This window comes from Stenotrophomonas sp. BR163 (assembly GCF_047520985.2).
GTDB classification, from domain to species: Bacteria; Pseudomonadota; Gammaproteobacteria; order Xanthomonadales; family Xanthomonadaceae; genus Stenotrophomonas; species Stenotrophomonas sepilia.
On sequence record NZ_JAXBRE020000010.1, the window covers coordinates 76,523 to 97,570 of the forward strand.

The 21,048-nt window shown below is 65.4% G+C and carries 18 protein-coding genes and 1 pseudogene; 9 read left to right on the top strand and 10 right to left on the bottom strand.

All coding sequences use genetic code 11. The annotated features are described in order from the left end of the window. Positions 1 to 26: 26 nt before the first annotated feature. Genes hflD through ACM0PY_RS10675 form a run of 4 tightly spaced genes read right to left on the bottom strand, consistent with a single transcriptional unit; the run spans position 27 to position 2,714 of the window. Positions 27 to 641 carry a high frequency lysogenization protein HflD gene (hflD, locus tag ACM0PY_RS10660; protein WP_049412377.1) on the bottom strand — a complete coding sequence of 205 codons (615 nt, stop codon included), beginning with the start codon at positions 639 to 641 and terminating at the stop codon, positions 27 to 29. Between the two features lie 12 nt (positions 642 to 653). Next, positions 654 to 1,781, bottom strand: a complete 1,128-nt coding sequence (mnmA, locus tag ACM0PY_RS10665; protein ID WP_180885752.1) for a tRNA 2-thiouridine(34) synthase MnmA — start codon at positions 1,779 to 1,781, stop codon at positions 654 to 656. Continuing rightward, positions 1,778 to 2,239, bottom strand: a complete 462-nt coding sequence (locus tag ACM0PY_RS10670) for an NUDIX hydrolase (protein WP_072166979.1) — start codon at positions 2,237 to 2,239, stop codon at positions 1,778 to 1,780. Before ACM0PY_RS10670 ends, mnmA begins: the two co-directional genes overlap by 4 nt. Before the next feature lies 1 nt (position 2,240). Beyond that, positions 2,241 to 2,714 (bottom strand): hypothetical protein, encoded by a 474-nt coding sequence (locus tag ACM0PY_RS10675; RefSeq protein ID WP_005416476.1) that lies wholly within the window; start codon positions 2,712 to 2,714, stop codon positions 2,241 to 2,243. A 112-nt stretch (positions 2,715 to 2,826) separates the two neighbouring features. Here ACM0PY_RS10675 and clpS point away from each other — a divergent pair, with 112 nt between their 5' ends. After that, complete coding sequence (clpS, locus tag ACM0PY_RS10680; RefSeq protein WP_005416477.1) at positions 2,827 to 3,153, top strand: ATP-dependent Clp protease adapter ClpS; 327 nt, start codon at positions 2,827 to 2,829, stop codon at positions 3,151 to 3,153. A gap of 173 nt (positions 3,154 to 3,326) precedes the next feature. Here the strand turns inward: clpS and ACM0PY_RS10685 are convergent, their stop codons facing one another. Continuing rightward, on the bottom strand, positions 3,327 to 4,139 hold the full coding sequence (locus ACM0PY_RS10685; RefSeq protein WP_069138590.1) for an APH(6) family putative aminoglycoside O-phosphotransferase: 813 nt from the start codon (positions 4,137 to 4,139) through the stop codon (positions 3,327 to 3,329). Positions 4,140 to 4,277: 138 nt separating this feature from the next. On the opposite strand from ACM0PY_RS10685, the gene clpA reads away from it, so the two are divergent. Continuing rightward, the gene (gene clpA / locus ACM0PY_RS10690; RefSeq protein WP_180885754.1) at positions 4,278 to 6,563 is read left to right on the top strand and encodes an ATP-dependent Clp protease ATP-binding subunit ClpA; all 2,286 of its coding nucleotides are present in this window, start codon (positions 4,278 to 4,280) and stop codon (positions 6,561 to 6,563) included. Between the two features lie 72 nt (positions 6,564 to 6,635). Here the strand turns inward: clpA and ACM0PY_RS10695 are convergent, their stop codons facing one another. The 3 genes from ACM0PY_RS10695 to aat all read right to left on the bottom strand — a co-directional run bounded on the left by ACM0PY_RS10695 (position 6,636) and on the right by aat (position 8,264). Further along, complete coding sequence (locus tag ACM0PY_RS10695; RefSeq protein WP_049460780.1) at positions 6,636 to 7,016, bottom strand: hypothetical protein; 381 nt, start codon at positions 7,014 to 7,016, stop codon at positions 6,636 to 6,638. Positions 7,017 to 7,218: 202 nt separating this feature from the next. Beyond that, on the bottom strand, positions 7,219 to 7,437 hold the full coding sequence (infA, locus tag ACM0PY_RS10700) for a translation initiation factor IF-1 (RefSeq protein WP_005409596.1): 219 nt from the start codon (positions 7,435 to 7,437) through the stop codon (positions 7,219 to 7,221). A gap of 86 nt (positions 7,438 to 7,523) precedes the next feature. Continuing rightward, positions 7,524 to 8,264, bottom strand: a complete 741-nt coding sequence (gene aat, locus ACM0PY_RS10705) for a leucyl/phenylalanyl-tRNA--protein transferase (RefSeq protein WP_180885782.1) — start codon at positions 8,262 to 8,264, stop codon at positions 7,524 to 7,526. A gap of 200 nt (positions 8,265 to 8,464) precedes the next feature. On the opposite strand from aat, the gene ACM0PY_RS10710 reads away from it, so the two are divergent. Then, positions 8,465 to 9,724, top strand: a complete 1,260-nt coding sequence (locus ACM0PY_RS10710; protein ID WP_235646850.1) for a hypothetical protein — start codon at positions 8,465 to 8,467, stop codon at positions 9,722 to 9,724. Between the two features lie 20 nt (positions 9,725 to 9,744). Here the strand turns inward: ACM0PY_RS10710 and ACM0PY_RS10715 are convergent, their stop codons facing one another. After that, positions 9,745 to 10,869, bottom strand: a complete 1,125-nt coding sequence (locus ACM0PY_RS10715) for a GNAT family N-acetyltransferase (RefSeq protein ID WP_180885756.1) — start codon at positions 10,867 to 10,869, stop codon at positions 9,745 to 9,747. A gap of 192 nt (positions 10,870 to 11,061) precedes the next feature. On the opposite strand from ACM0PY_RS10715, the gene ACM0PY_RS10720 reads away from it, so the two are divergent. Next, the gene (locus tag ACM0PY_RS10720; protein ID WP_134970207.1) at positions 11,062 to 12,540 is read left to right on the top strand and encodes an N-acetylmuramoyl-L-alanine amidase family protein; all 1,479 of its coding nucleotides are present in this window, start codon (positions 11,062 to 11,064) and stop codon (positions 12,538 to 12,540) included. 99 nt (positions 12,541 to 12,639) lie between these two features. On the opposite strand, the gene trxB is transcribed toward ACM0PY_RS10720, so the two are convergent. Continuing rightward, positions 12,640 to 13,611 carry a thioredoxin-disulfide reductase gene (gene trxB / locus ACM0PY_RS10725; protein WP_005416486.1) on the bottom strand — a complete coding sequence of 324 codons (972 nt, stop codon included), beginning with the start codon at positions 13,609 to 13,611 and terminating at the stop codon, positions 12,640 to 12,642. A 233-nt stretch (positions 13,612 to 13,844) separates the two neighbouring features. Between trxB and ACM0PY_RS10730 the strand changes: the two genes are divergently transcribed. The 5 genes and pseudogenes from ACM0PY_RS10730 (at position 13,845) to ACM0PY_RS10750 (ending at position 21,016) form a co-directional block, all read left to right on the top strand. Then, positions 13,845 to 16,205 carry a DNA translocase FtsK gene (locus tag ACM0PY_RS10730; RefSeq protein ID WP_005416487.1) on the top strand — a complete coding sequence of 787 codons (2,361 nt, stop codon included), beginning with the start codon at positions 13,845 to 13,847 and terminating at the stop codon, positions 16,203 to 16,205. 39 nt (positions 16,206 to 16,244) lie between these two features. Next, positions 16,245 to 18,187: pseudogene (locus tag ACM0PY_RS10735) on the top strand (DUF3857 domain-containing protein). A 111-nt stretch (positions 18,188 to 18,298) separates the two neighbouring features. Next, positions 18,299 to 18,937, top strand: coding sequence for an outer membrane lipoprotein periplasmic chaperone LolA (gene lolA / locus ACM0PY_RS10740; RefSeq protein ID WP_005413289.1), 639 nt, complete (start codon positions 18,299 to 18,301; stop codon positions 18,935 to 18,937). A gap of 241 nt (positions 18,938 to 19,178) precedes the next feature. After that, complete coding sequence (locus ACM0PY_RS10745) at positions 19,179 to 20,456, top strand: replication-associated recombination protein A (protein WP_227836677.1); 1,278 nt, start codon at positions 19,179 to 19,181, stop codon at positions 20,454 to 20,456. Positions 20,457 to 20,644: 188 nt separating this feature from the next. Beyond that, a complete protein-coding gene (locus ACM0PY_RS10750; RefSeq protein WP_026346975.1) occupies positions 20,645 to 21,016 on the top strand; it encodes a DUF805 domain-containing protein in 372 nt (123 codons plus the stop codon). Positions 21,017 to 21,048: the final 32 nt, after the last annotated feature.

A 21,048-nucleotide genomic window follows, 5' to 3' on the forward strand; every position in this document is an offset into this window, starting at 1 on the left:
TGGGAAAGGGCTCTGACCCCACACCCTCAGGCCAGCAGGCGGTCCACGGCCTCGATCATCGCCTTTCGCCCGAACAGGAAGTCCCAGTAGCTGCCGCCCAGCTGGCGCCACAGCACTGCCGAGCGCACCGCCGCCAACAGCAGGGCACGGATCTCGGCCACCACGCCGGCCTGGCCCAGGTAGTGCGGGTTGCCCTGCACCATCACACGCGGCTTGAGGTGGCTGATGGTGTCCGCGTACAGGCTTCCCAGGCTGGCCAGCACATCCGGGTGGCCGCTGTCGCCCAGTTCGGTGGCCTGGCGCTGGGCACGCTCGATGCCCGAAGCAACCTTGTTCACGGTGGCGCCATCCTGCACGAAGCGGCGCTCCAGCTGCAGCACCGACAGCGCCAGCTTCGGCAGGATCGGATCCTGGCCCTGGTTGCGGAAATAGTTGTGCAGCAGGCGCAGCCCGGCCTTCAGTGCATGGCGGTCACCGAACACCGCCTGCGGCGAGGACGCATCGACACGGAACACGCTGTCCACGGCGGTGCGCACGGCGGCGGCGTCGGAATGGCCGGTATCGGCGATGCGGCGTACCTGCTGCAGGGCCTGGGCAATGCCGGCCAGGGCCAGGACGCGGTCGTCGACAGTGAAACTCATGCAGCGATTACCTCAAAAGGGGGAGGGGGTGGTGCGCAGGCGCTGTTCCAGCGGCGCATCGGTGGCGGCGATCACCGCGCCACCCAGGCACACATCACCGTCATACAGCACCAGCGATTGACCGGGGGTAACGGCGCGCTGCGGGCGCGCGAAGGTGACCAGCACGCTGCCATCGTCCAGCACGTTGACCGTACACGGCTCATCGGGCTGTCGGTAGCGGGTCTGGGCGGTGCATTCGAAGCGCCGCGCGGGTGGCGAGCCCGCGATCCAATGCGCCGCCTCCGATCGTAGGCGCTCGGACAGCATCCATGGGCTGTCGCGGTCCTGGTCGACGTACAGCACGTTGCTGGTCACATCCTTGCCGACCACGTACCACGGGGCGGCCGGACGGCCGCGTACGCCGCCGATGTTCAGGCCCTCGCGCTGGCCCAGGGTGAAATAGAACACGCCCGGATGTTCGGCGATCACGCTGCCGTCGGCCGGGTCGAGGATCTGGCCGGGCCTGGCCGGCAGGTAGCGGCCGAGGAACTCGCGGAAATCCCGCTCGCCGATGAAGCAGATGCCGGTGGAGTCCTTCTTGGCGTGGGTCGGCAGGCCGACGTCGCGCGCAATCCGGCGCAGGTCGGTCTTCTCCAGGTCGCCGATCGGGAACAGGGTGGCCGCCAGCTGCTCCTGGCCCAGCTGGTGCAGGAAGTAGCTCTGGTCCTTGGAACGGTCGGCGCCGCGCAGCAGCAACCACTGGTGGCCACGCTGGGTCACCCGCGCGTAGTGGCCGGTGGCGATGCGCTCGGCGCCCAGCTCGCGGGCGGCATCCAGGAAATGCTTGAACTTCACCTCGCGGTTGCACAGCACGTCCGGGTTCGGCGTGCGGCCAGCGGCGTATTCGGCCAGGAAGTGCTCGAACACGCCCTGCCAGTACTCACTGGAAAAGTCCCGGAAGTGGAACGGGATACCGAGCAGGCCGCATAAGGCGACGGCATCGCGGCGGTCATCCTCGGCGCGGCAGTCACCGCTGCCGTCGTCGGCCCAGTTCTGCATGAACAGGCCGGCCACGGCCTCGCCCTGCTGGACCAGGCGCCAGGCGGCGACCGAAGAGTCGACACCACCCGAGACGCCAACCATCACGCGCGGCGTGCTCATGCGACCTCCCGGACCAGCGAAAGCGGATGGCGCTGGCCACCCAGGTAATCCGCCACCACCTGCCAGACCAGCGGGCTGCGCTGGCGCTCGCCGGCGGCCTGCAGCTCGGCCGGGGTCAGCCACAGCGCGCGGTCGATGCCGGTATCCAGCGGTTGGGCCGGGTCGTGCGAAACCGGGCGCGCTGCGTAGCAGAAGCGCAGGAAGGCGGTGCCGTCGCCGGCAGTCCACTGGTAGCAGCCGATGAAATGGGTCAGCTGCACGGTCCAGCCGGTTTCCTCCCGGGTCTCGCGCAGGGCTGCCTCGGCCAGGCTTTCGCCTGGCTCGAGGTGGCCGGCCGGCTGGTTCAGCACCTGGCGGCCTTCAATGGTCTCTTCGACCAGCAGCACGCGGCCGCCGTCAACCACTACCGTGGCGACGGTGGCGTGCGGTGCCCAGCGCGGGTCCGGCGTGGCGTTCAACTCAGAACTCGTCCTTCTTGGTCAGCTCCAGCTCCATCGCGTCGGCGGTGCGGATGGCCGCATCGATGGCGTCGCTGAGCTGGTCCGGGGTGGCATCGGCGTCGATCTTGACCACGAACATGGCGGTGGTGTCCTGCTTCACCCAGCCGCCCATCTTGGCGTCCTGCGAATCTTCCAGCAGGCGGTTGGCCACGGCCACCGGGAACTGCTTGGTCTTGGCGTTGTAGGCCGGCGACCAGATCTCACGGATGTTGTGGCTGCCGAAATCCTCCACCGCCGAGCGCACGTAGACCATCTGGGTGCGGTCACCCTCGACGTCGAAGACCATGCGGTAGTCGCCATCCTCGTCGACTTCGTAGGTATAGCCCAGCTTGTCCAGGTGGCGGGCCACGGACTTGTCGGCACTGGTTGCGGCAGTGGCAGAGCCGGCAGCGGCCAGCGCGATCAGCAGGGCGGGAAGAAGGGTCCTTTTCATGAAGATCCTGTGAAACAGTGTTGGGAGAGGATGCAATTGTGACGGTGGGCGTGCGTGCCGTCCAATCTGCGGCGGGCCGACGCAGGCCTGCCCGAGCCCCTATAATGGATGGATGCCCCATGAGTCCTCCCCCGATTCCCAGCACGAGCACGGCGTTGCCGTAGAGCCCGCGCGCCCGGAAGTGGCGCCGCCGCCGTTCTACCAGGTGATGCTGCTCAACGACGACTACACCCCGATGGATTTCGTGGTGGATGTGCTGCAGCAGTTCTTCAGCATGGACCTGGACAAGGCCACCCAGGTGATGCTGCACGTCCACACCCGCGGCCGCGGCGTCTGCGGTGTCTTCACCCGTGAAGTGGCGGAGACCAAGGTTGCCCAGGTCAACGAGTACTCGCGGATGAACCAGCATCCGCTGCTGTGCACGATGGAAAAGGCCTGACTGGCTGGCGATTCTCGTCCGGGCACAACGATCCCGGACCCAGTGTGCCCACCAAGGCGGGCACCTACCGAAGCAGAGGCCTGTAGAGCCGAGCCTGCGCTCGGCTGCTTTTCGTTCAGATGTTCCGCATTCCCGGAAGCACAGTCGAGCATGGGCTCGGCTACAGGTCGAGATCACCCCGCCGCCAGCGCCTCCAGCGCCAACCGTGCCACGGCCTCGTCGACCTCGGCAGGGTCGCCATCATCCCTGAACCATACCGCCGACAGCCCCGCACTGGCCGCGATCCAGCGCAGCAGGCGCGTACGTTCCAGGCCGGCCAGCGCAGTGACCTGTTCCAGCCGGGCGGCAAACCGCTCGGGCCGCGTCGCAACGTGGATGCCCGGGCCGCAGAGATCCGGGTTGCTGAACAGCGTCGTGTAATCGAACGCACGATCGCCCAGCAGCCGCTTCGGGTCGATCGCCAGCCAGCCGCGCGCGCCGAAATCCAGCACGTTGTCGTGGTGCAGGTCACCGTGCAGGGGCCGGATCTCCTGTTCGTCACGCAGCAGCCCCTCCGCCAGTGATCTGCACTGTTCCAGCAGTGGCGGCAGCGCGGCCCTTGGCTGCAGCAGATCGGCGAACCATGTACGCAGGCAGACCAGTTCCGCTGGCGGCGCGCTCCGTGGCCGGTGCAGCCGTTGCAGGACCTGGCACAGGATCGTGGTGCAGGCCTCATCGTCGCCCTCGATCGAGCGTTGCCTCAGCGAGTCGCCGCCGGCACGTTCGATCAGGATCGCCGGCCCGGCGTGGGCCAGCAGGCGGGCAGCGCCATCGCCGTCCCACCAGCGCAGCAGGCGATGGCTGTTCTGCTCCTCCGCTTCGCTGCTGATCTTCAGCATCGCCGGCTCGCCGGCAGCGGTCAGTACCGGCCAGAGCCGGGCGTGAGGTGTTTCGATGGCCGGGCCATCACGCCGCAATCGCCAGCGGCTCAGGTAGGGTTCGCTCATGCCGGTTGAGGTCTTCTGGAGTGAACGAAGATCAAGCGTTCTGCAGTGCTAACGCCATCTGAACGCAGCAATCCGCTAGGGTGATGGAAATCGCGTAGTCAGGCCGCATATTGTTCCCATCTGCCGCCGGAGTAATCCATGTTCAGCAAAGACCTCGAACACACCATCGGCCAGTGCTACAAGCGCGCCCGTGAGGCCCGGCATGAGTTCATGACGGTCGAACACCTGCTGTTGGCACTGCTCGACAACCCGTCCGCCCAGGCCGTCCTGAAAGCCTGTGGTGCCGACGCCGAACGCCTGCGCCAGGAGCTGGAGCAGGCCATCGAGGCCTCGGTGTCCCGCCTGGCCGAAGATGACGGCCGTGACACCCAGCCGACCCTGGGCTTCCAGCGGGTGCTGCAGCGGGCCGTGTACCACGTGCAGTCCTCGGGCAAGAAGGAGGTCACCGGCGCCAACGTGCTGGTCGCCATCTTCGGCGAAAAGGACTCCCACGCCGTCTACTACCTCAACCAGCAGGACGTGACCCGGCTGGATGTGGTCAATTACCTGTCCCACGGCATCGCCAAACTGGGCGAGGAAGGCGAGCAGCCGTCCTCCTCCTCCGACGGCGAGGGCCGCATGGAAGGCGGGGAGGGCGAGCCGAAGGGCGATGCCCTGACCGAATTCGCCAGCAACCTCAACGAACAGGCCCGGTCCGGCCGCATCGATCCCCTGGTCGGTCGTGGCGACGAGATCGAGCGCACCATCCAGGTCCTGTGCCGCCGCCGCAAGAACAACCCGCTGTACGTGGGCGAGGCCGGCGTGGGCAAGACCGCCATCGCCGAGGGCCTGGCCCGCCGCATCGTCGAGGGCTCGGTACCCGACGTGCTGGCCGACGCGGTGATCTACTCGCTCGACCTGGGCGCGCTGGTGGCCGGCACCAAGTACCGCGGCGACTTCGAGAAGCGGCTGAAGGGTGTGTTGACCGCGCTGAAGAAGGTGCCCAACGCAGTGCTGTTCATCGACGAGATCCACACCATCATCGGCGCCGGCTCGGCGTCGGGCGGCACCATGGATGCGTCCAACCTGATCAAGCCGGCCCTGGCCTCCGGGGAGCTGCGCTGCATCGGTTCGACCACTTTCCAGGAATACCGCGGCATCTTCGAGAAGGACCGGGCACTGGCCCGCCGCTTCCAGAAGATCGATATCGTCGAGCCTACCGTGGGCGAGACCTACGAGATCCTGCAGGGCCTGAAGTCCAAGTACGAGCTGCACCACAGCGTGACCTATTCGGATGAAGCGCTGCAGGCGGCGGTGGACCTGTCGGTGAAGCACATCGGCGACCGCCTGCTGCCAGACAAGGCCATCGACGTGATCGACGAGGCCGGTGCCCGCCAGCGCCTGCTGCCGGAAGGGCAGCGCAAGGAGCTGATCGACGTCGAGGAAGTGGAGGCGATCGTGGCCAAGATGGCGCGGATCCCGACCAAGCAGGTCAGTGCCACCGACAAGGACGTGCTGCAGCACCTGGAGCGCAACCTGAAGATGGTGATCTTCGGCCAGGACCCGGCCATCGAGACGCTGTCCTCGGCGATCAAGCTGGCCCGTTCGGGCCTGGGCAATCCGGAAAAGCCGATCGGCAACTTCCTGTTCGCCGGCCCGACCGGTGTCGGCAAGACCGAGGTGACCAAGCAGCTGGCGCTGCAGCTGGGCATCGAGCTGGTCCGCTTCGACATGTCCGAGTACATGGAGCCGCATTCGATCAGCCGCCTGATCGGTGCCCCTCCGGGCTACGTCGGCTTCGACCAGGGTGGCCTGCTGACCGAGAAGATCGTCAAGACGCCGCACTGCGTGCTGCTGCTGGACGAAATCGAGAAGGCGCACCCGGACATCTTCAACATCCTGTTGCAGGTGATGGACCGCGGCGTGCTGACCGATACCAACGGTCGTGAGGCCAACTTCAAGAACGTGGTGCTGGTGATGACCACCAATGCCGGCGCGGCGCAGGCCTCGCGGCGCTCGATCGGCTTCACCAAGCAGGACCACGCCACCGACGCGATGGAGACCATCCGCCGCAGCTTCACCCCGGAATTCCGCAACCGCCTCGACGCGGTGGTGCAGTTCCAGGCGCTGGGCTTCGAGCACATCCTGCGGGTGGTCGACAAGTTCCTGATCGAGCTGGAGATGCTGCTGCAGGACAAGCACGTCAGCCTGTCGGCCACGCCGACCGCCCGAGACTGGCTGGCCCACCACGGCTTCGACCCGCTGATGGGTGCGCGTCCGATGGCCCGCGTGATCCAGGACAAGATCAAGCGTCCGCTGGCCGACGAGCTGCTGTTCGGCAAGCTGGTCAACGGCGGCAAGGTGAGCATCGATGTGCGCGACGACGAGCTGGTGGTCGAAACCCAGGCCGAACCCGAGCGCCTGCTGCCGGTCACCGTGGAATGAACTGACCCCCGGCCGGTTTCGGTGGACCTGAAATGACAAGGGCGGCTTCGGCCGCCCTTGTTGTACGCGACGTCAGCGGCTGCGCTGGCGGGCTTTCTTCTTGAAGGTTGCCTCGTCAACTGGTTCGATCTGCGACACGATGCAGCGGCTGGAATCGGTGTTCAGCTGGCTGCGGCCGGCAGCGCACAGCAGGCCCTGCTGGCCGTCCGTAGCGAAGCTCAGTTTCCGCGAGTAGCCTGCCGCCGAGCAGTCGTCCTGGAAATGCACGACGTAGTGGTCCTGGCCATTGCGCAGCAGGATGTTGCGCGAGGCGCCGGCGCGCACCAGTTGCTGGTCGCTGCCCAGCTGGACGCAGTCACTGGAGGTGGAAAGAGTGTCGGCGGCGTGCACGGGCGCTGCGCTGGCGGACACGGCAAGGGCGACGAGCAGAGCGGTCAGCGGGAGCATGTTCATGGCGGGGCAGGGGATGGCGATCCGGACTGGATCGGGTCCCACGATGCCGCCACGGATGCAGATGCGAATCTGCCGCAAGCAGGGCTGACCGACGTCACGGTGAGTTCGGTCACGATGACCTCCGGCAGGGCCGGATTGCAGGCATGACAAAAGGCCAGCAACCAGGGCTGGCCTTGTCGAAGTGGCGCAGCGCGCCGACCGCTTACTTCATGCGGTAGGTGATACGACCCTTGGTCAGGTCGTACGGGGTCATTTCAACCTTGACCCGGTCACCGGTGAGGATGCGGATGTAGTTCTTGCGCATGCGGCCGGAGATGTGGGCGATGATTTCGTGCCCATTTTCCAGACGAACGCGGAAAGTGGTGTTCGGCAGCGTCTCGCTGACGGTGCCCTCGAACTCGATGGAATCGTCTTTCGACATGTAGTCCTGTGCGGTTCAGAAAACGGCCACGCTGGGCCTAAGGCGCGGTATTTTACGCGTGACCGGCCCAGCTTGCAAAGTTTGTGTTAACCGCCGGCCAAATGCCGGGCTGGCAAGCGTCCGACGGCCTGTGTCCACGAGCCTTCACGGCCGTCATGGCGCACGGCCTGGCGCACGTGCTGCAGGAATTCCGCGCGCGGCAGGTGTTCGGCGCCCATCCGCAGCAGGTGCGGATTTTCCACCTGGGCGTCGATCAGCTCCCAGCCCCAGCCGTGAATCGTGGACGCCAGTGCCGCCAGCGCGATCTTGGAACCACCGCTGGCGCCACTGAACATGCTCTCGCCGAAGAACATCGACCCGATGGCCACTCCGTAGATGCCGCCGACCAGCGACTGACGGTCCCAGACTTCGAACGAATGGGCGAAGCCGAGGTCGTGCAACTGGCTGTAGGCCTCGACCATCGCCGGGCTGATCCAGGTGCCGTCCTGGCCGGGCCGAGGTGCCGCCGCACAGGCGCGCATCACCTGGCTGAAGGCGGTGTCGGCGGTGACCTCCCACGTGCTGCCGCGCAGCTGGCGGCGGAAGCGGCTGGACAGGTGCACGCCATCGGTGCGGAACACCATGCGCGGGTCGGGCGACCACCACAGGATCGGCTCGCCCTCGCTGAACCATGGAAAGATGCCGCCGGCGTAGGCGTTGAGCAGGCGCGCTGGATGCAGGTCACCACCCACCGCGAGCAGGCCGTCGGGCTGGCGCAGGGCGGTCTCGGCCGGAGGGAAGGGCGCGTCCGGCGCATCGGCCAGGCGCCAGGGCAGCTGGCGGGTCATGCCGGCATTGTAGTCGCCGCGGTGACGGCTGATGTCTGCCGCCATGACTATCCACTGACGCGACCGGCCCCGCATTAGCGCGTGGCTCGCCTGTCGGCTTCGCTTCTTTTTGGGATTTGTTGCATTCCCCTGAACGGTAGTGCCAGTCACCCTGTGGGCTCATCTTTCAAGTGCGGACTACCGTGAGAACTACTGACACCGTGCAAGAACTGCTTGAGATGGCCGGAATGTCGACTGGCTCAGATAAAGCCATGGTTGCGATGCTGGATCTCTATGAGCGTGATCCTGCCGCCGTCTCGACACTGCTCATCTCGGCGATGAAGGCTCCTGTGGAGAGGAACGGGATGCTTAGGGCTGCGGCTGAGTTGCTGCCGGATGACAGTGCCGCAGAGGTTTGCCGGTTTGCCTGGAGTGAGTTCAAGAACGGTAGCCGCCACTGGCTGGTGACCGGGATTGCGGCGCAGGCGGCCTATCGCGTCCCCGGATTGCTTCATGATGACTGGGATGCCGTCCTTCGCCTGTCGGCCCAGGAGCCAGTAGAAGGTCCATTCTGGTGGGAACTGCCGATTGAGGTCGGCCGGAGATGGATTCAGGAGGCAAGAGGGGCGTCGGCGTCTGCTGCTGGTTTGCCAGGATTACCGCTGGAGATGAGTGGGGTCGTGGAGTTCCAGGACGCCGCGCGTGACCTATCCGGTTCACGGGATGGGCCTTGGGCCGCAATTGGAAGGGAGGGATTGTCTGGTCTTGAGCTGGGGTCCGGACGCGCGCTGCATGGAGGGCGTGGTCTCCACCTGCGTTTCAGTGCGAAGCATCAGCGCTTGCAGCTGGCACAATCCACAAGGGTCGAGCGCCGCCTCCAGCGTCTACATCCCACCTGGAAGGATGGGAATGCGCAGGCAACGGGGCATATGGGCGGTCGCCTGGAGGGGCGATGTGGAATATGCAACTCCCCGTTGCAGCGCTTGCTGGAACTGGAGCTGGCGTTGATCGGTCCGTGCACCCTCTCGAAGGTGACGCTCGGCATATGCCTGGACTGTCCCGACAATGGAGAGTCCGGTTGGTGCCACGGAGATCCCGTGTATTTCCGCCACGATTCGCAGGGCTTTCCCAACGCCCATGAATCGCAGGTATTCGATCCGCGGACATGTCCTGAAACGTCCACCACCCTGATGGAGGCGGAGGTCGATCTGGTCGAGCTTCCGGGGCGGTTCTGGCAACCGCCGAGTTATGTGGGTGGCTTGCAGAATTACAGCCGAGTGGGCGGATTGCCATCCTGGATCCAGAGCGGATTTTATCTGTCCTGTCCCGAATGTTGCCGCACGATGTTCTTTATCATGCAGCTTGATTCCCACATTCCATTGGACGATGGTTCCCTAATGCAGTGGATGAATGGAGGCATGCTCTACACGTTCTGGTGCGACCAGTGCAGGATCAGCGGGCACTACAGCCAGTACAGCTGAACCAGTCGAGCCAACTCGCACTACGGCCCTGCGCGGAACGGCCCATGCTCCTGCAGCGCCTCCTGGTAGCGCCGCACATCCCGTCGCTCCTGCCGGCACCACTCCTGCAACGCCTCGGAGAAATCCGCGTCGGCCACCCAGTGCCGGCTGCGCACCAGCGCTGGCAGGAAGCCGCGCGCCAGTTTGTGCTCGCCCTGTGCGCCCGGCTCGAAACGGCTCAGCCCTTCGCGCAGGCAGTATTCGATGCCCTGGTAGTAGCAGGCTTCGAAATGCAGGCCGGGCAATGTGGCGCCGCCCCAGTAGCGACCGTACAGCGTGTCACCGCCGCGCAGGCAGAGCGCGCCGGCAATCGGCTGGCCTTCCTGCTCGGCCAGGAACAGCACCAGCCCGCGTCCCAATGAAATGGCCAGATGGCGCAGGAAGGCCTCGGTCAGCGCCGGGGCATTGCCGTACTCAAGGAAGGTCTGCAGGTAGAAGCGGTACATCGCCTGCAGGTCGGCGCGGCTGGCGTCGTCGCCGTGCACCACGCGGAAGCTGATGCCCTGGCGGGCGACCTTGGCCCGTTCCTGGCGGATGTTCTTGCGGTGCTTGTGGTTCATCGCGCCGAGGAACTGGTCGAATGTCGCCCAGTCACCCGGGTTCTGCCACTGGAACTGCACATCCTCGCGCAGCAGCCAGTCCTCGCCGAACAGCGCCTCGTCCGCTGCGGTGTGGAAATTGATATGGGCCGATGACACGGCCAGTGCCGGCAGTGCATCGCGCAACGCCGACAGCAGCGTGGTGCGCTCTGAATCGTGACGGGCCAGCAGGCGCGGCCCGGTGACCGGCGAGTACGGCACCGCGCCCAGCCACTTCGGGTAGTAGTCGCGGCCATGGCGGGCATAGGCATTGGCCCAGGCGTGATCGAACACGAATTCGCCGTGGGAGTTGGTCTTCAGGTAGCCCGGAATTGTGCCGATCAGGCGCTCGCCCTCCCACAGCGTGAAGTGCCGGGGTTGCCAGCCCCAGTCCTCGCGCAGGCAGCCGTGCTGTTCCAGGCCTGAAAGGAAGGCGTGGCTGATAAACGGATTCTGGCCGTCGTGCAGGGCGTCCCAGTCGGTGGCGGGAATGGACTGCAGGGAGTCGAGGAAGCGGGGGGAGGGCATGGTTGGCAAGGATAGGCCAGGTGGATCACGAATGGTGTTGGCGGGGCTGGGTTGGTTTGTTCTGCGGGGGCATGAGGAAAGTTTGAATTCTCCAACCGTGTGCATCTGGTGCGGAATCACCGGCGCACGGCTCGGCAGGGTGGCGGGGCGCCGCATGAGTGGCGCGCATCCCACCACATGGAGAAATCAACAATGAAGGGATTGAAGCTTGCGTCTGCCGTGGTCGCGTGCGGCTTGTTCTTTGTGTCACCTGTTTGGGCTTCTGGAGATCAGCCAGCAAAAGTGCTTGAGGATCCGGGTGCCTACGCGGAGGTGGTTGCGCTGTTGGAGCGTGAAGTTGGGAGCCAGTTGACGCGTCATTTGCAGGAGAGGGGTGAGCTGCGACATGTCAGCGTCAGCATCCGTCTCAATGCGAAGGCAAGATCAATGGTGATCAGCTTTGGGCCTGGATATCTTCCTGGCCCCGATCGGGGTTATGACGAGCTCTTCCTGATTCCGATGGCGTCCTCGTTGAGGTTCTATGCCGAAAAGTCAGGACTGATTGTGAACGACATTGATTTCCTATTCGACGGAAAAACCCTTGAGGAGTACTACCCGGAGGATCTCGCCGTTCCGCCGCAGGCGCGGGCGAGATCGACGCATACGTCAGCTTTGGTATCAGCAAGCCATGGCTACATCAGCTTGCATCCCAGCAGAGAATGGAAGTTTCAGCGTCCAGCGCCTCTCGGCATTCAGGAAGACACGCTGAGTCCACTGTTTGGTGACGAACTGCAAGTATTGATGGAACAACGTAGCGGCTTGACGGTGCACCGGGCACGGAGCCGCTCCACGGAACTCCATCCGGAGTCCGGGAAGCCATGGGAGCACATGTCATCCCGCTACCACCTCAAGGCTCTTTTCCCCGAACGCACCGACATATGGAATGAGTTTCCGAACAGCCCAGAGTCTGCTCGCGAAAAGGAAGAGGACATACGGGCTCGCCCCAACTACGCAAACCATCTGGGTGTGGATGTGATGCTGAGCCTGCACACCAATGGCAGCGATTCAGCCAGTCTGCGTGGAACCGAGGTCTACTATCATCAGGACAAACCGCAGGACAAGGCGCTAGCGGATAGCATTCTCTGTGGGATGCGTGAAATCATCCGAGCGCAACCAGGCTATCGGGATTTCCCGATTCGCGAGAGTTCGACCTCGGCCAGGCACGGCGAGAACCGCATTGGGAAGATGCCCTCGGTGATCATCGAAACCGCCTACCACTCCAATCCTGACGATGTGGCTGCCTTGCAGGACCCCGTCTTCCGCTCGGCGTCGATGAAAGGGGTGGAGAAGGGCTATCGCCTGTGGGCAGCAGGCAAGACCTGCGAGCCGCTGGTCCTGCATCCGATCCCAGATACCAATGTGCCGGTTCAATCGGCCCGTGACATCGAAGTCCGCTATGCCGGGAATCCTCAATACCCGCTGTCGGTGGAACTCTCGCTGACGACCTGTTCCGAGGCGGGTGCGTGCTCCTCGTCGACACAGACTTTTGACGATCCGATGCAGCCGGTGGTGATTAATCTTGCCTGTAATGGCATCGGCACGGGTGTCGCGCGCTGGAGTGCTGTACTGCGCGACGCGGATGGCGTTGCCACGGCACCGGTCGAGTTCTCGCAGGCGTGCGTACGGGCGTGAGGGCAGGCTTCGGTCTGCCAGGCATGGCCTGGCACTACTGAAAGCACAAAGGCCGGCGCTCTCGCGCCGGCCTTTGGTCGGGGTCGAGCATGGCTCGACTCAGCTGGCCTTGCCCTGCGCGTCCAGGTAGCGCTCGGCGTCCAGTGCGGCCATGCAGCCGAAGCCGGCCGAGGTGATCGCCTGGCGGTAGTGCTGGTCGGCTACGTCGCCGGCGGCGAACACGCCTTCCACCGAGGTCTGGGTGGCGTTGCCGCCCAGGCCCGAGCGGATTTCCAGGTAGCCGTTGTTCATCGCCAGCTGGCCGTCGAACAAGGTCGTGTTCGGATGGTGGCCGATGGCCACGAAGAAACCGTGTGCGTCGATGTCGCGGGTGCTGCCGTCCAGGGTGGACTTCACGCGAACGCCGGTCACGCCGGCATCGTTGCCCAGCACTTCCTCCACCTGGTGGTGCCAGACGGTCTCGATCTTGCCTTCGGCGACCTTCCTGAACAGCTTGTCCTGCATGATCTTCTCCGCCTTCAGGGTGTCGCGGCGGTGGACCAGGTAGACCTTGCGGGCGATGTTGGACAGGTACAGCGCCTCTTCGACGGCGGTGTTGCCGCCGCCGACCACGACCACGTCCTGGTCGCGGTAGAAGAAGCCGTCACAGGTGGCGCAGGCGGAGACGCCGCGGCCCTTGAAGGTCTCTTCGGTCGGGATGCCCAGGTACTTGGCGGTGGCGCCAGTGGCGATGATCAGCGCGTCGCAGGTGTACTCGTGGCTGTCGCCGATCAGCTTGAACGGGCGCTGCGACAGGTCGGCGGTGTGGATATGGTCGAAGATGACCTCGGTCTCGAAGCGCTCGGCGTGGGCCTGCATGCGCGCCATCAGGTCCGGGCCCATCAGGCCGTGGGCGTCACCCGGCCAGTTGTCCACCTCGGTGGTGGTCATCAGCTGGCCACCCTGCTGCAGGCCGGTGATGACGACCGGCTTCAGGTTGGCACGGGCGGCGTAGACGGCGGCGGTCCAGCCGGCCGGGCCGGAACCGAGGATGACGAGGCGCTGGTGGCGGGAGGGCAGGCTGGTGCTCATGTAAACTCGCGAAAAGGTAGATGGGACAAGGCGCTGGCGATGTTTGCGCAGCATCCAAGGCTGGTCATAGAGTGGCGGCTGGGGGAGGGCGATTCAAGCCGATGAACAGAACGCCGTCATCCAGCGGTGGTTCCGGGCCCCGGATTGCCTTGCCGGACGTCGCATAACTGAAAACTGACGCCGTCTCATTTATTATCAATCACTAACAGCGCATTCCAAAGGTATGGTCTAAGGTGGCGAAGCAGGTCCCCGAACGCTCCAAGTCCGACGACAGCAAGGCGTCACGTCGCACGGCCGCGGCGGCGACGACCGACAATCCACGCCGCCAGCGCCTCTGGCGCGACCTGGGCCTGATCGCCATCGCGCCGGCCCTGCTGTATCTGGCGGCCAGTCTTTTCACCTATTCAGCGACTGATCCGGGCTGGTCGCATACCGGCAGCGTGGTTGCGCCAGTGCACAACCTGGGTGGCCGCGCCGGGGCCTGGATCGCCGACGTGCTGCTGCAGCTGTTCGGCTACATCGCTTTCCTGCTGCCGGTGGTGCTCGGCGCACTGGCGTGGATCGCCATGTTCGGCCTCAAGCGCGAGAGCAAGGGCGAGAACGATCTGGACCCGGCGCTGCGCCTGGTCGGCCTGGTCGGTTTCCTGATCGCCGGCACCGGCTTCCTGCATGTGCGCCTGTTCAGTGGCGATGTCGCCAGTGCCGGCGGCATCCTCGGCAAGCTGGTGGGCAATTCGCTCACGGTGGGCTTCGGCGCGCTGGGGGCGAACCTGTTCGTGCTGGTATTGCTGCTGGCCTCGATCACCCTGGCCACCGGGCTGTCCTGGTTCACGGTGATGGAGAAGATCGGCCGTGGCGTGATGTCGCTGGCACCGTTGCTGGAACGCAAGAAGGAAGAAGTCAGCGAGTGGAAGCAGACCCGGGTGATGCGCGAGGAGCGCCAGGAAGTGCGCAAGGCCGACGCCGAGGTGCGCGCCAAGCGCGAGCCGGTGAAGATCGAGCCGCGCCCGGAGCCGGTGATCGAGAAGAGTGATCGTGCCAAGCGCGATACCCAGATTCCGATGTTCCGTGGCGTCAACGGCGATGGTTCCGACCTGCCGCCGCTGGCGCTGCTGGATGATCCCAAGCCACAGCCGAAGGGCTACGACGAAGAAACGCTGGAAACGCTGTCGCGGCAGATCGAGTTCAAGCTGAAGGACTTCCGCATCGATGCGCAGGTGGTCGGCGCCAACCCAGGCCCGGTCATCACCCGCTTCGAGATCGAGCCGGCACCGGGCATCAAGGTCAGCCAGATCAGTTCGCTGGACAAGGATATCGCGCGCGGCCTGTCGGTGAAGTCTGTGCGCGTGGTCGATGTCATTCCGGGCAAGTCGGTGATCGGCCTGGAAATTCCCAACGTCACCCGCGAGATGATCTTCCTGTCCGAGCTGCTGCGCTCGAAGGAATATGACAAATCGGCCAGCGTGCTGACCCTGGCGCTGGGCAAGGACATCGCCGGCCGCCCGACCGTGGCCGACCTGGCGCGCATGCCGCACCTGCTGGTGGCCGGTACGACCGGTTCGGGCAAGTCGGTGGCGGTCAACGCGATGGTGCTGAGCCTGCTGTTCAAGGCCTCGCCGAAAGACCTGCGGATGCTGATGATCGACCCGAAGATGCTCGAGCTGAGCGTCTACCAGGGCATTCCGCACCTGCTGGCGCCGGTGGTTACCGACATGAAGGAGGCCGCCAACGGCCTGCGCTGGTGCGTGGCCGAGATGGAGCGCCGCTACAAGCTGATGAGCGCGGTGGGTGTGCGCAACCTGGCCGGCTTCAACAAGAAGGTGAAGGAAGCCCAGGACGCCGGCCAGCCGCTGATGGATCCGCTGTTCAAGCCGAACCCGGAGCTGGGCGAGGCACCGCGTCCGCTGGAAACGCTGCCGTTCATCGTCATCTTCATCGACGAATTCGCCGACATGATGATGATCGTCGGCAAGAAGGTGGAAGAGCTGATCGCGCGCCTGGCACAGAAGGCACGTGCGGCCGGCATCCACCTGATCCTGGCCACGCAGCGCCCGTCGGTGGATGTGATCACCGGACTGATCAAGGCCAACATCCCGACCCGCATCGCCTTCCAGGTCAGCTCCAAGATCGACTCGCGCACCATTCTCGACCAGTCTGGCGCGGAGACCCTGCTGGGCCACGGCGACATGCTGTACCTGCCGCCGGGCACCGCGCTGCCCGAGCGCGTGCATGGTGCGTTCGTGTCCGACGACGAAGTACATCGCGTGGTCGAGCACCTCAAGGCGATGGGCCCGGCCGACTATGTCGACGGCGTGCTGGACGAAGTGCAGACGATGGGCGACGGCGTGGTCGTCGGCGCCACTGGCCTGCCCGAGACCAGTGCGGCCGGCGACGAGTCCGACCCGCTGTATGACGAAGCGCTGCGGGTGGTCACCGAGACCCGCCGTGCCTCGATTTCCGGCGTGCAGCGCCGGCTGAAGATCGGCTACAACCGTGCAGCGCGACTGATCGAGGCCATGGAAGCGGCCGGCGTGGTCAGCCCGCCCGAGCACAACGGCGACCGCACGGTGCTGGCACCGCCGCCGCCGAAGTAAGACCCGACGTATCCCCCACGACGTCCAAGGAACCGACGCATGCTTCACCCCGTACCAAGCGCGCTGGCGCTGGCGCTGGCAGCCCTGATGGCTGCCGGCCCGGCACTGGCAGAAACCGCCACCTCCGCGCCCGCCACGGCGCCGCCATCCACCAGCGGCGATACCGAAGCCAGCAATAATTTCAGCATTGTCCGTTACCGCGCCGACTACCAGGTGCGGCCCGATGCGGGCAATGTGCAGACCGAAACCTATGAAGTCCTGCTCAAGACCAAGGCCTCCGTCGAGCAGTTCAGCCAGGTGCGGCTGAGCTACAGCGAGAAGATGGAAACGCTGGAAGTGCTCGGTGCCTACACCATCACTGCCGACGGCCAGCGCCGCGACGTGCCGGCCGACCGTATCTACACGCAGGAGAGCTACTCCAGTGCTTCGGCGGCGATGTATGCCGACCGCAAGGTGCGGGTGATCGTGTTCCCGAACCTGGCCCCGGGCACGCGCCTGTACTACCAGGTGCGCCGCACCCAGGCTACGCCGTACTTCCCGGGCTATTTCGGCCTGTGGGAGACCTTCAACGTCTTCACCGAGTACGAGGACGCCGAGGTCACCCTGAGTGCGCCGGCCAACCTGCCGATGTTCGTCGACAGCCGCGGCGTGCAGGGCAGTGACCGGCCGACAGTGAAGAATGGCCAGGCGCAATGGCGCTGGCGCTACCAGCGCCGCGAGGCGATGCCGGCGCAGAACTGGTCGGCGGAGGCTGGGAGTTCGGCCCGAACATCATGGCCAGCACGTATCGTGACTGGTCGCAGATGGGGCGCGCCTACCAGCTCAAGGCGGGCCCAGCGGCCGAGGTGACCCCGGCGCTGCAGGCGCTCGCTGATGAGATCACCGCCGGCATCAGCGACCGCCGCGAGCAGGCTGACGCGCTGTATCGCTGGGTGGCGCAGAACATCCGCTATGTGGCGGTGTACCTGGGCAACGGCGGCCTGGAGCCGAACAGCGCGCAGAGCATCCTCGACAACCACTACGGCGACTGCAAGGACCATGTGACGATCCTCGAGGCGCTGCTGGCGGCCAAGGGCATCGCCAGCTCGCCGGTGCTGATCGGTGCGGGGGGCGGCCCGACGCTGCCGAAGATTCCGGTGCTGGGCCGCTTCAACCACGCCATCACCTACATCCCCGAGTTTGATCTTTACCTGGATTCGACCACCGCGTGGGCGCGCTTCGGGCAGTTGCCGGAAGCTGACCTGGGTGCGCCGGTGATGCGTACCCGTGACGCCACGCTGGCGCGTACCCCGGCCAACACGCCGGAGCGCAATGCCACCTCGATGGAAGTGCGATTCACCTTCGACGCCGACGGCAACCTGCGCGGCGAGACGATTCCGAAGCTTGGCGAGAACGCCGAGATCGGCATGCGTGCGCAGTTCTCCCAGCTCAACGCGCAGAACCGTGCGCGCGCTGAAGAGCAGATCATGGCCTCGTCTGGTTTCGATGGGCGAGGGCAGCTGCAGATCCAGGGCGTGCCGGTCGACCTGACCCGGCCCTTCGGCTATCGCATGGCGTTCCAGGCCGAGGACTACGCCGATTTCAGCGTGGCCGGCGGCATGGCCGTGCCGGATCCGCCGGGCGGCGAGTCGGTGCGTGGCTTGTACGCCACCGCCTCGGCGCCGGCCAACGAGACGCCGTTCTACTGCAATGCAAGCCTGCGCGAGGAAACCTATCGCCTGCAGTTCCCGGCCAATGCGCCGATCATCGCCATTCCGGCCAGCCAGCGCTTTGCCAATGCCGCTGGCGAATACCGCGTGGACTGGAGCCGCGAGGGCCAGGACGTGATCGTGCACCACCGCTTGCGGCAGAACGCGGTGCGTGGGCCGGAGGCGCTGTGCCAGCCGCAGGACTACCCCGCGTTCCGCGCGCTTTACCGCGAAGTGCGTCGCGGCTTCCGCGGCCAGGTGCTGTACGGCAAGCTGCCGGCATCTGGCGGCTGAATCGCCGATGGACGTTCAGGGCGGCATAATGTCGCCCTGATCGCCCATTCATCTTTCTCCGGGCACACTGGCAACCACCTTTCCTGGCGCCCGCGCCCACAGGATTCCCGCATGAACTTCCGCTTCCGCCGTTTCCTTGCCACGACTACCCTGGCCGTCGCCTGTGCCGCTGCCGGCAGTGCCTGGGCCGGTGCCCGCGATGACCTGAAGACTTTCACCAGTGGCCTGAAGGGCCTGGATGGCCAGTTCAGCCAGCAGGTGTTCGACAGCCGCGGCAAGGTGAAGGAATCGACCAGTGGCCGCGTGGCCCTGTCGGCGCCGCGCCTGTTCCGCTGGGAATACGTGCGCCCGCACGAACAGCTGATCGTGGCCGACGGTAAAAAAGTCTGGATGTACGAGCCGGACCTGGAGCAGGCCACCGTGCGCGAGCAGGGCAAGGAAGAGCAGAACAGCCCGCTGACCGCGCTGATCAACCCGGCGCTGCTGGAACAGCAGTACGACGTCAGCGAAGAGGCCGCGCAGCGCGACGGCCTGCAGTGGCTGTCGCTGTCGCCGAAGCGCGAGACCGAGGCCAGCTTCCAGTACGCCGCGCTGGGCTTCAATGCCCAGGGCCTGGCCAAGATGGAGATCACCGACGCGGTCGGACAGCGCACCGTGATCAGCTTCAGTGGCTGGAAGCGCAATCCAGGCTTTGCTGCCGGCACCTTCAGCTTCACCCCGCCGAAGGGCACGGACGTCATCGGTAACTGACCGAGGATGCCGGGCATGACCCGGCGCTACCTGGTCCGGTGGGTGTCAACCGGCACCGCCTTGGTGGGTGTCACCCTTGGTTGACGCAATTTTGATCTGCCGGCCAGCGGCCGGCACTACCGGAATCGCCGTCACGCTCTCGCGGTACAATAAGCGGGTGCCAAGACATCGCTCCACTTCCTTCCCCGGTCCCGATCTGCTGAGCGTTGATCGGGAGCACCTGCGCCCGCTGGCCGAGCGCATGCGCCCGCGCACCCTCGACGAAATGGTCGGGCAGAAGCGCCTGCTGGCGCCGGACAGCGCATTGCGCCGTGCAGTCGAATCCGGACGTGTGCACTCGATGATCCTGTGGGGGCCACCGGGCTGCGGCAAGACCACACTGTCACTGCTGCTGGCCGAGTACTCCGATGCCGAGTTCCGTGCCATCTCCGCGGTGCTGTCCGGGCTGCCGGAAGTGCGTCAGGTGCTGGCAGAGGCCGCACAGCGCTTCGCTGAGGGCCGGCGCACCGTGCTGTTCGTGGACGAGGTGCACCGCTTCAACAAGGCGCAGCAGGATGCGTTCCTGCCGCACATCGAACGCGGCACGATCCTGTTCGTCGGTGCCACCACCGAGAATCCGTCGTTCGAGCTGAACTCGGCGCTGCTGTCGCGTTGCCGCGTGCACGTGCTGGAAGCGGTATCGCCAACCGATATCGTCGAAGCGCTGGAACGCGCGCTGGGCGACCGCGAACGCGGTCTGGGCGAAGAGGGTATCGAGGTTGCGCCCGAGCTGCTGCTGGAAATCGCCACTGCCGCTGATGGTGACGTACGCCGCGCACTGACGCTTCTTGAAATAGCCGCCGAGCTGGCGGGCGGGGAAGGTGGCCGCATCACCCCGCAGACCCTGACCCAGGTGCTGGCCGATCGTACCCGCCGCTTCGACAAGGGCGGCGAGCAGTTCTACGACCAGATCTCGGCGCTGCACAAATCCGTGCGCAGCTCCAACCCGGATGCCGCGCTGTACTGGCTGACCCGCATGCTCGATGGAGGCTGCGATCCGTCTTACCTGGCGCGTCGGCTGACCCGCATGGCCATCGAGGACATCGGCTTGGCCGATCCGCGCGCGCAGAGCATGGCGCTGGAAGCCTGGGACATCTACGAGCGGCTCGGCAGCCCGGAAGGCGAGCTCGCGTTCGCCCAGCTGGTGCTGTACCTGGCGAGCACCGCCAAGTCGAACGCTGGCTACGCCGCGTTCAACCAGGCCAAGGCCGACGTGCGCCAGAGCGGTACCGAAGAAGTGCCGCTGCACCTGCGCAATGCGCCGACCAAGCTGATGAAGGAGCTGGGCTATGGCGCCGAATACCAGTACGACCATGATGCTGAAGGTGGCATCGCGCTGGACCAGACCGGTTTCCCTGATGCGATGGGCGAACGGGTGTACTACAACCCGGTGCCGCGTGGCCTGGAGATCAAGCTGAAGGAAAAGCTTGATCGCCTGCGTGCCGAGCGTGAAGCGGCGAGGGCCGCAAAGGGCCGTTGAGTCGGCTCATGTAGCGTCGAGCCACGCTCGACTCCGCTCTGGACCGATCCAGCAGCACCTGCGGAAACAGCAGCCGAGCATGGCTCGGCTCTACAGGGGTAATCGCAGTCGAGTGTGGTTCGTCACCACATTGTCCTGCGGGCGCTCCTTTGGCACACTGCGCGGCTACTTTTTCAAGGATTGATGCCGTGCAGGAAATGATTCTGCCGTTGAAGCGTTACGCCCAGTTCGAGGGCCGTGCCAACCGTCGCGAGTACTGGATGTTCCAGCTGTTCCTGTTGATCGTCTCGGCCGTCCTGATGGTCCCGCTCATCGCCGGGTTGGTGATGCAGTCCGACGTGCTGGGCATCGCGTCGATCATCCTGTTCGTCGTGTTCTGGCTGGCGACGTTCGTGCCGGTCATCGCCGTCACCGTGCGCCGCCTGCACGACTGCAACCAGTCGGGCTGGATGTACCTGCTGGCCTTTGTTCCGTTCGGTGGCCTGGTGATCTTCGTGTTCGCGCTGCTGCCGGGCACACCGCAGGAGAACGTCTACGGCCCGGTGCCTGCGGGGCCGTGAGACTGCGTGAGTCGAGAATGGCTCGACTTCTA

Coding starts and splice junctions, on each gene's coding strand:
- hflD (WP_049412377.1), bottom strand. CDS start 641: ATGAGTTTCACTGTCGACGACCGCGTCCTGGCCCTGGCCGGCATTGCC.
- mnmA (WP_180885752.1), bottom strand. CDS start 1,781: ATGAGCACGCCGCGCGTGATGGTTGGCGTCTCGGGTGGTGTCGACTCT.
- ACM0PY_RS10675 (WP_005416476.1), bottom strand. CDS start 2,714: ATGAAAAGGACCCTTCTTCCCGCCCTGCTGATCGCGCTGGCCGCTGCC.
- clpS (WP_005416477.1), top strand. CDS start 2,827: ATGCCCCATGAGTCCTCCCCCGATTCCCAGCACGAGCACGGCGTTGCC.
- ACM0PY_RS10685 (WP_069138590.1), bottom strand. CDS start 4,139: ATGAGCGAACCCTACCTGAGCCGCTGGCGATTGCGGCGTGATGGCCCG.
- clpA (WP_180885754.1), top strand. CDS start 4,278: ATGTTCAGCAAAGACCTCGAACACACCATCGGCCAGTGCTACAAGCGC.
- ACM0PY_RS10695 (WP_049460780.1), bottom strand. CDS start 7,016: ATGAACATGCTCCCGCTGACCGCTCTGCTCGTCGCCCTTGCCGTGTCC.
- infA (WP_005409596.1), bottom strand. CDS start 7,437: ATGTCGAAAGACGATTCCATCGAGTTCGAGGGCACCGTCAGCGAGACG.
- aat (WP_180885782.1), bottom strand. CDS start 8,264: ATGACCCGCCAGCTGCCCTGGCGCCTGGCCGATGCGCCGGACGCGCCC.
- ACM0PY_RS10715 (WP_180885756.1), bottom strand. CDS start 10,869: ATGCCCTCCCCCCGCTTCCTCGACTCCCTGCAGTCCATTCCCGCCACC.
- ACM0PY_RS10720 (WP_134970207.1), top strand. CDS start 11,062: ATGAAGGGATTGAAGCTTGCGTCTGCCGTGGTCGCGTGCGGCTTGTTC.
- trxB (WP_005416486.1), bottom strand. CDS start 13,611: ATGAGCACCAGCCTGCCCTCCCGCCACCAGCGCCTCGTCATCCTCGGT.
- lolA (WP_005413289.1), top strand. CDS start 18,299: ATGAACTTCCGCTTCCGCCGTTTCCTTGCCACGACTACCCTGGCCGTC.
- ACM0PY_RS10745 (WP_227836677.1), top strand. CDS start 19,179: ATGCGCCCGCGCACCCTCGACGAAATGGTCGGGCAGAAGCGCCTGCTG.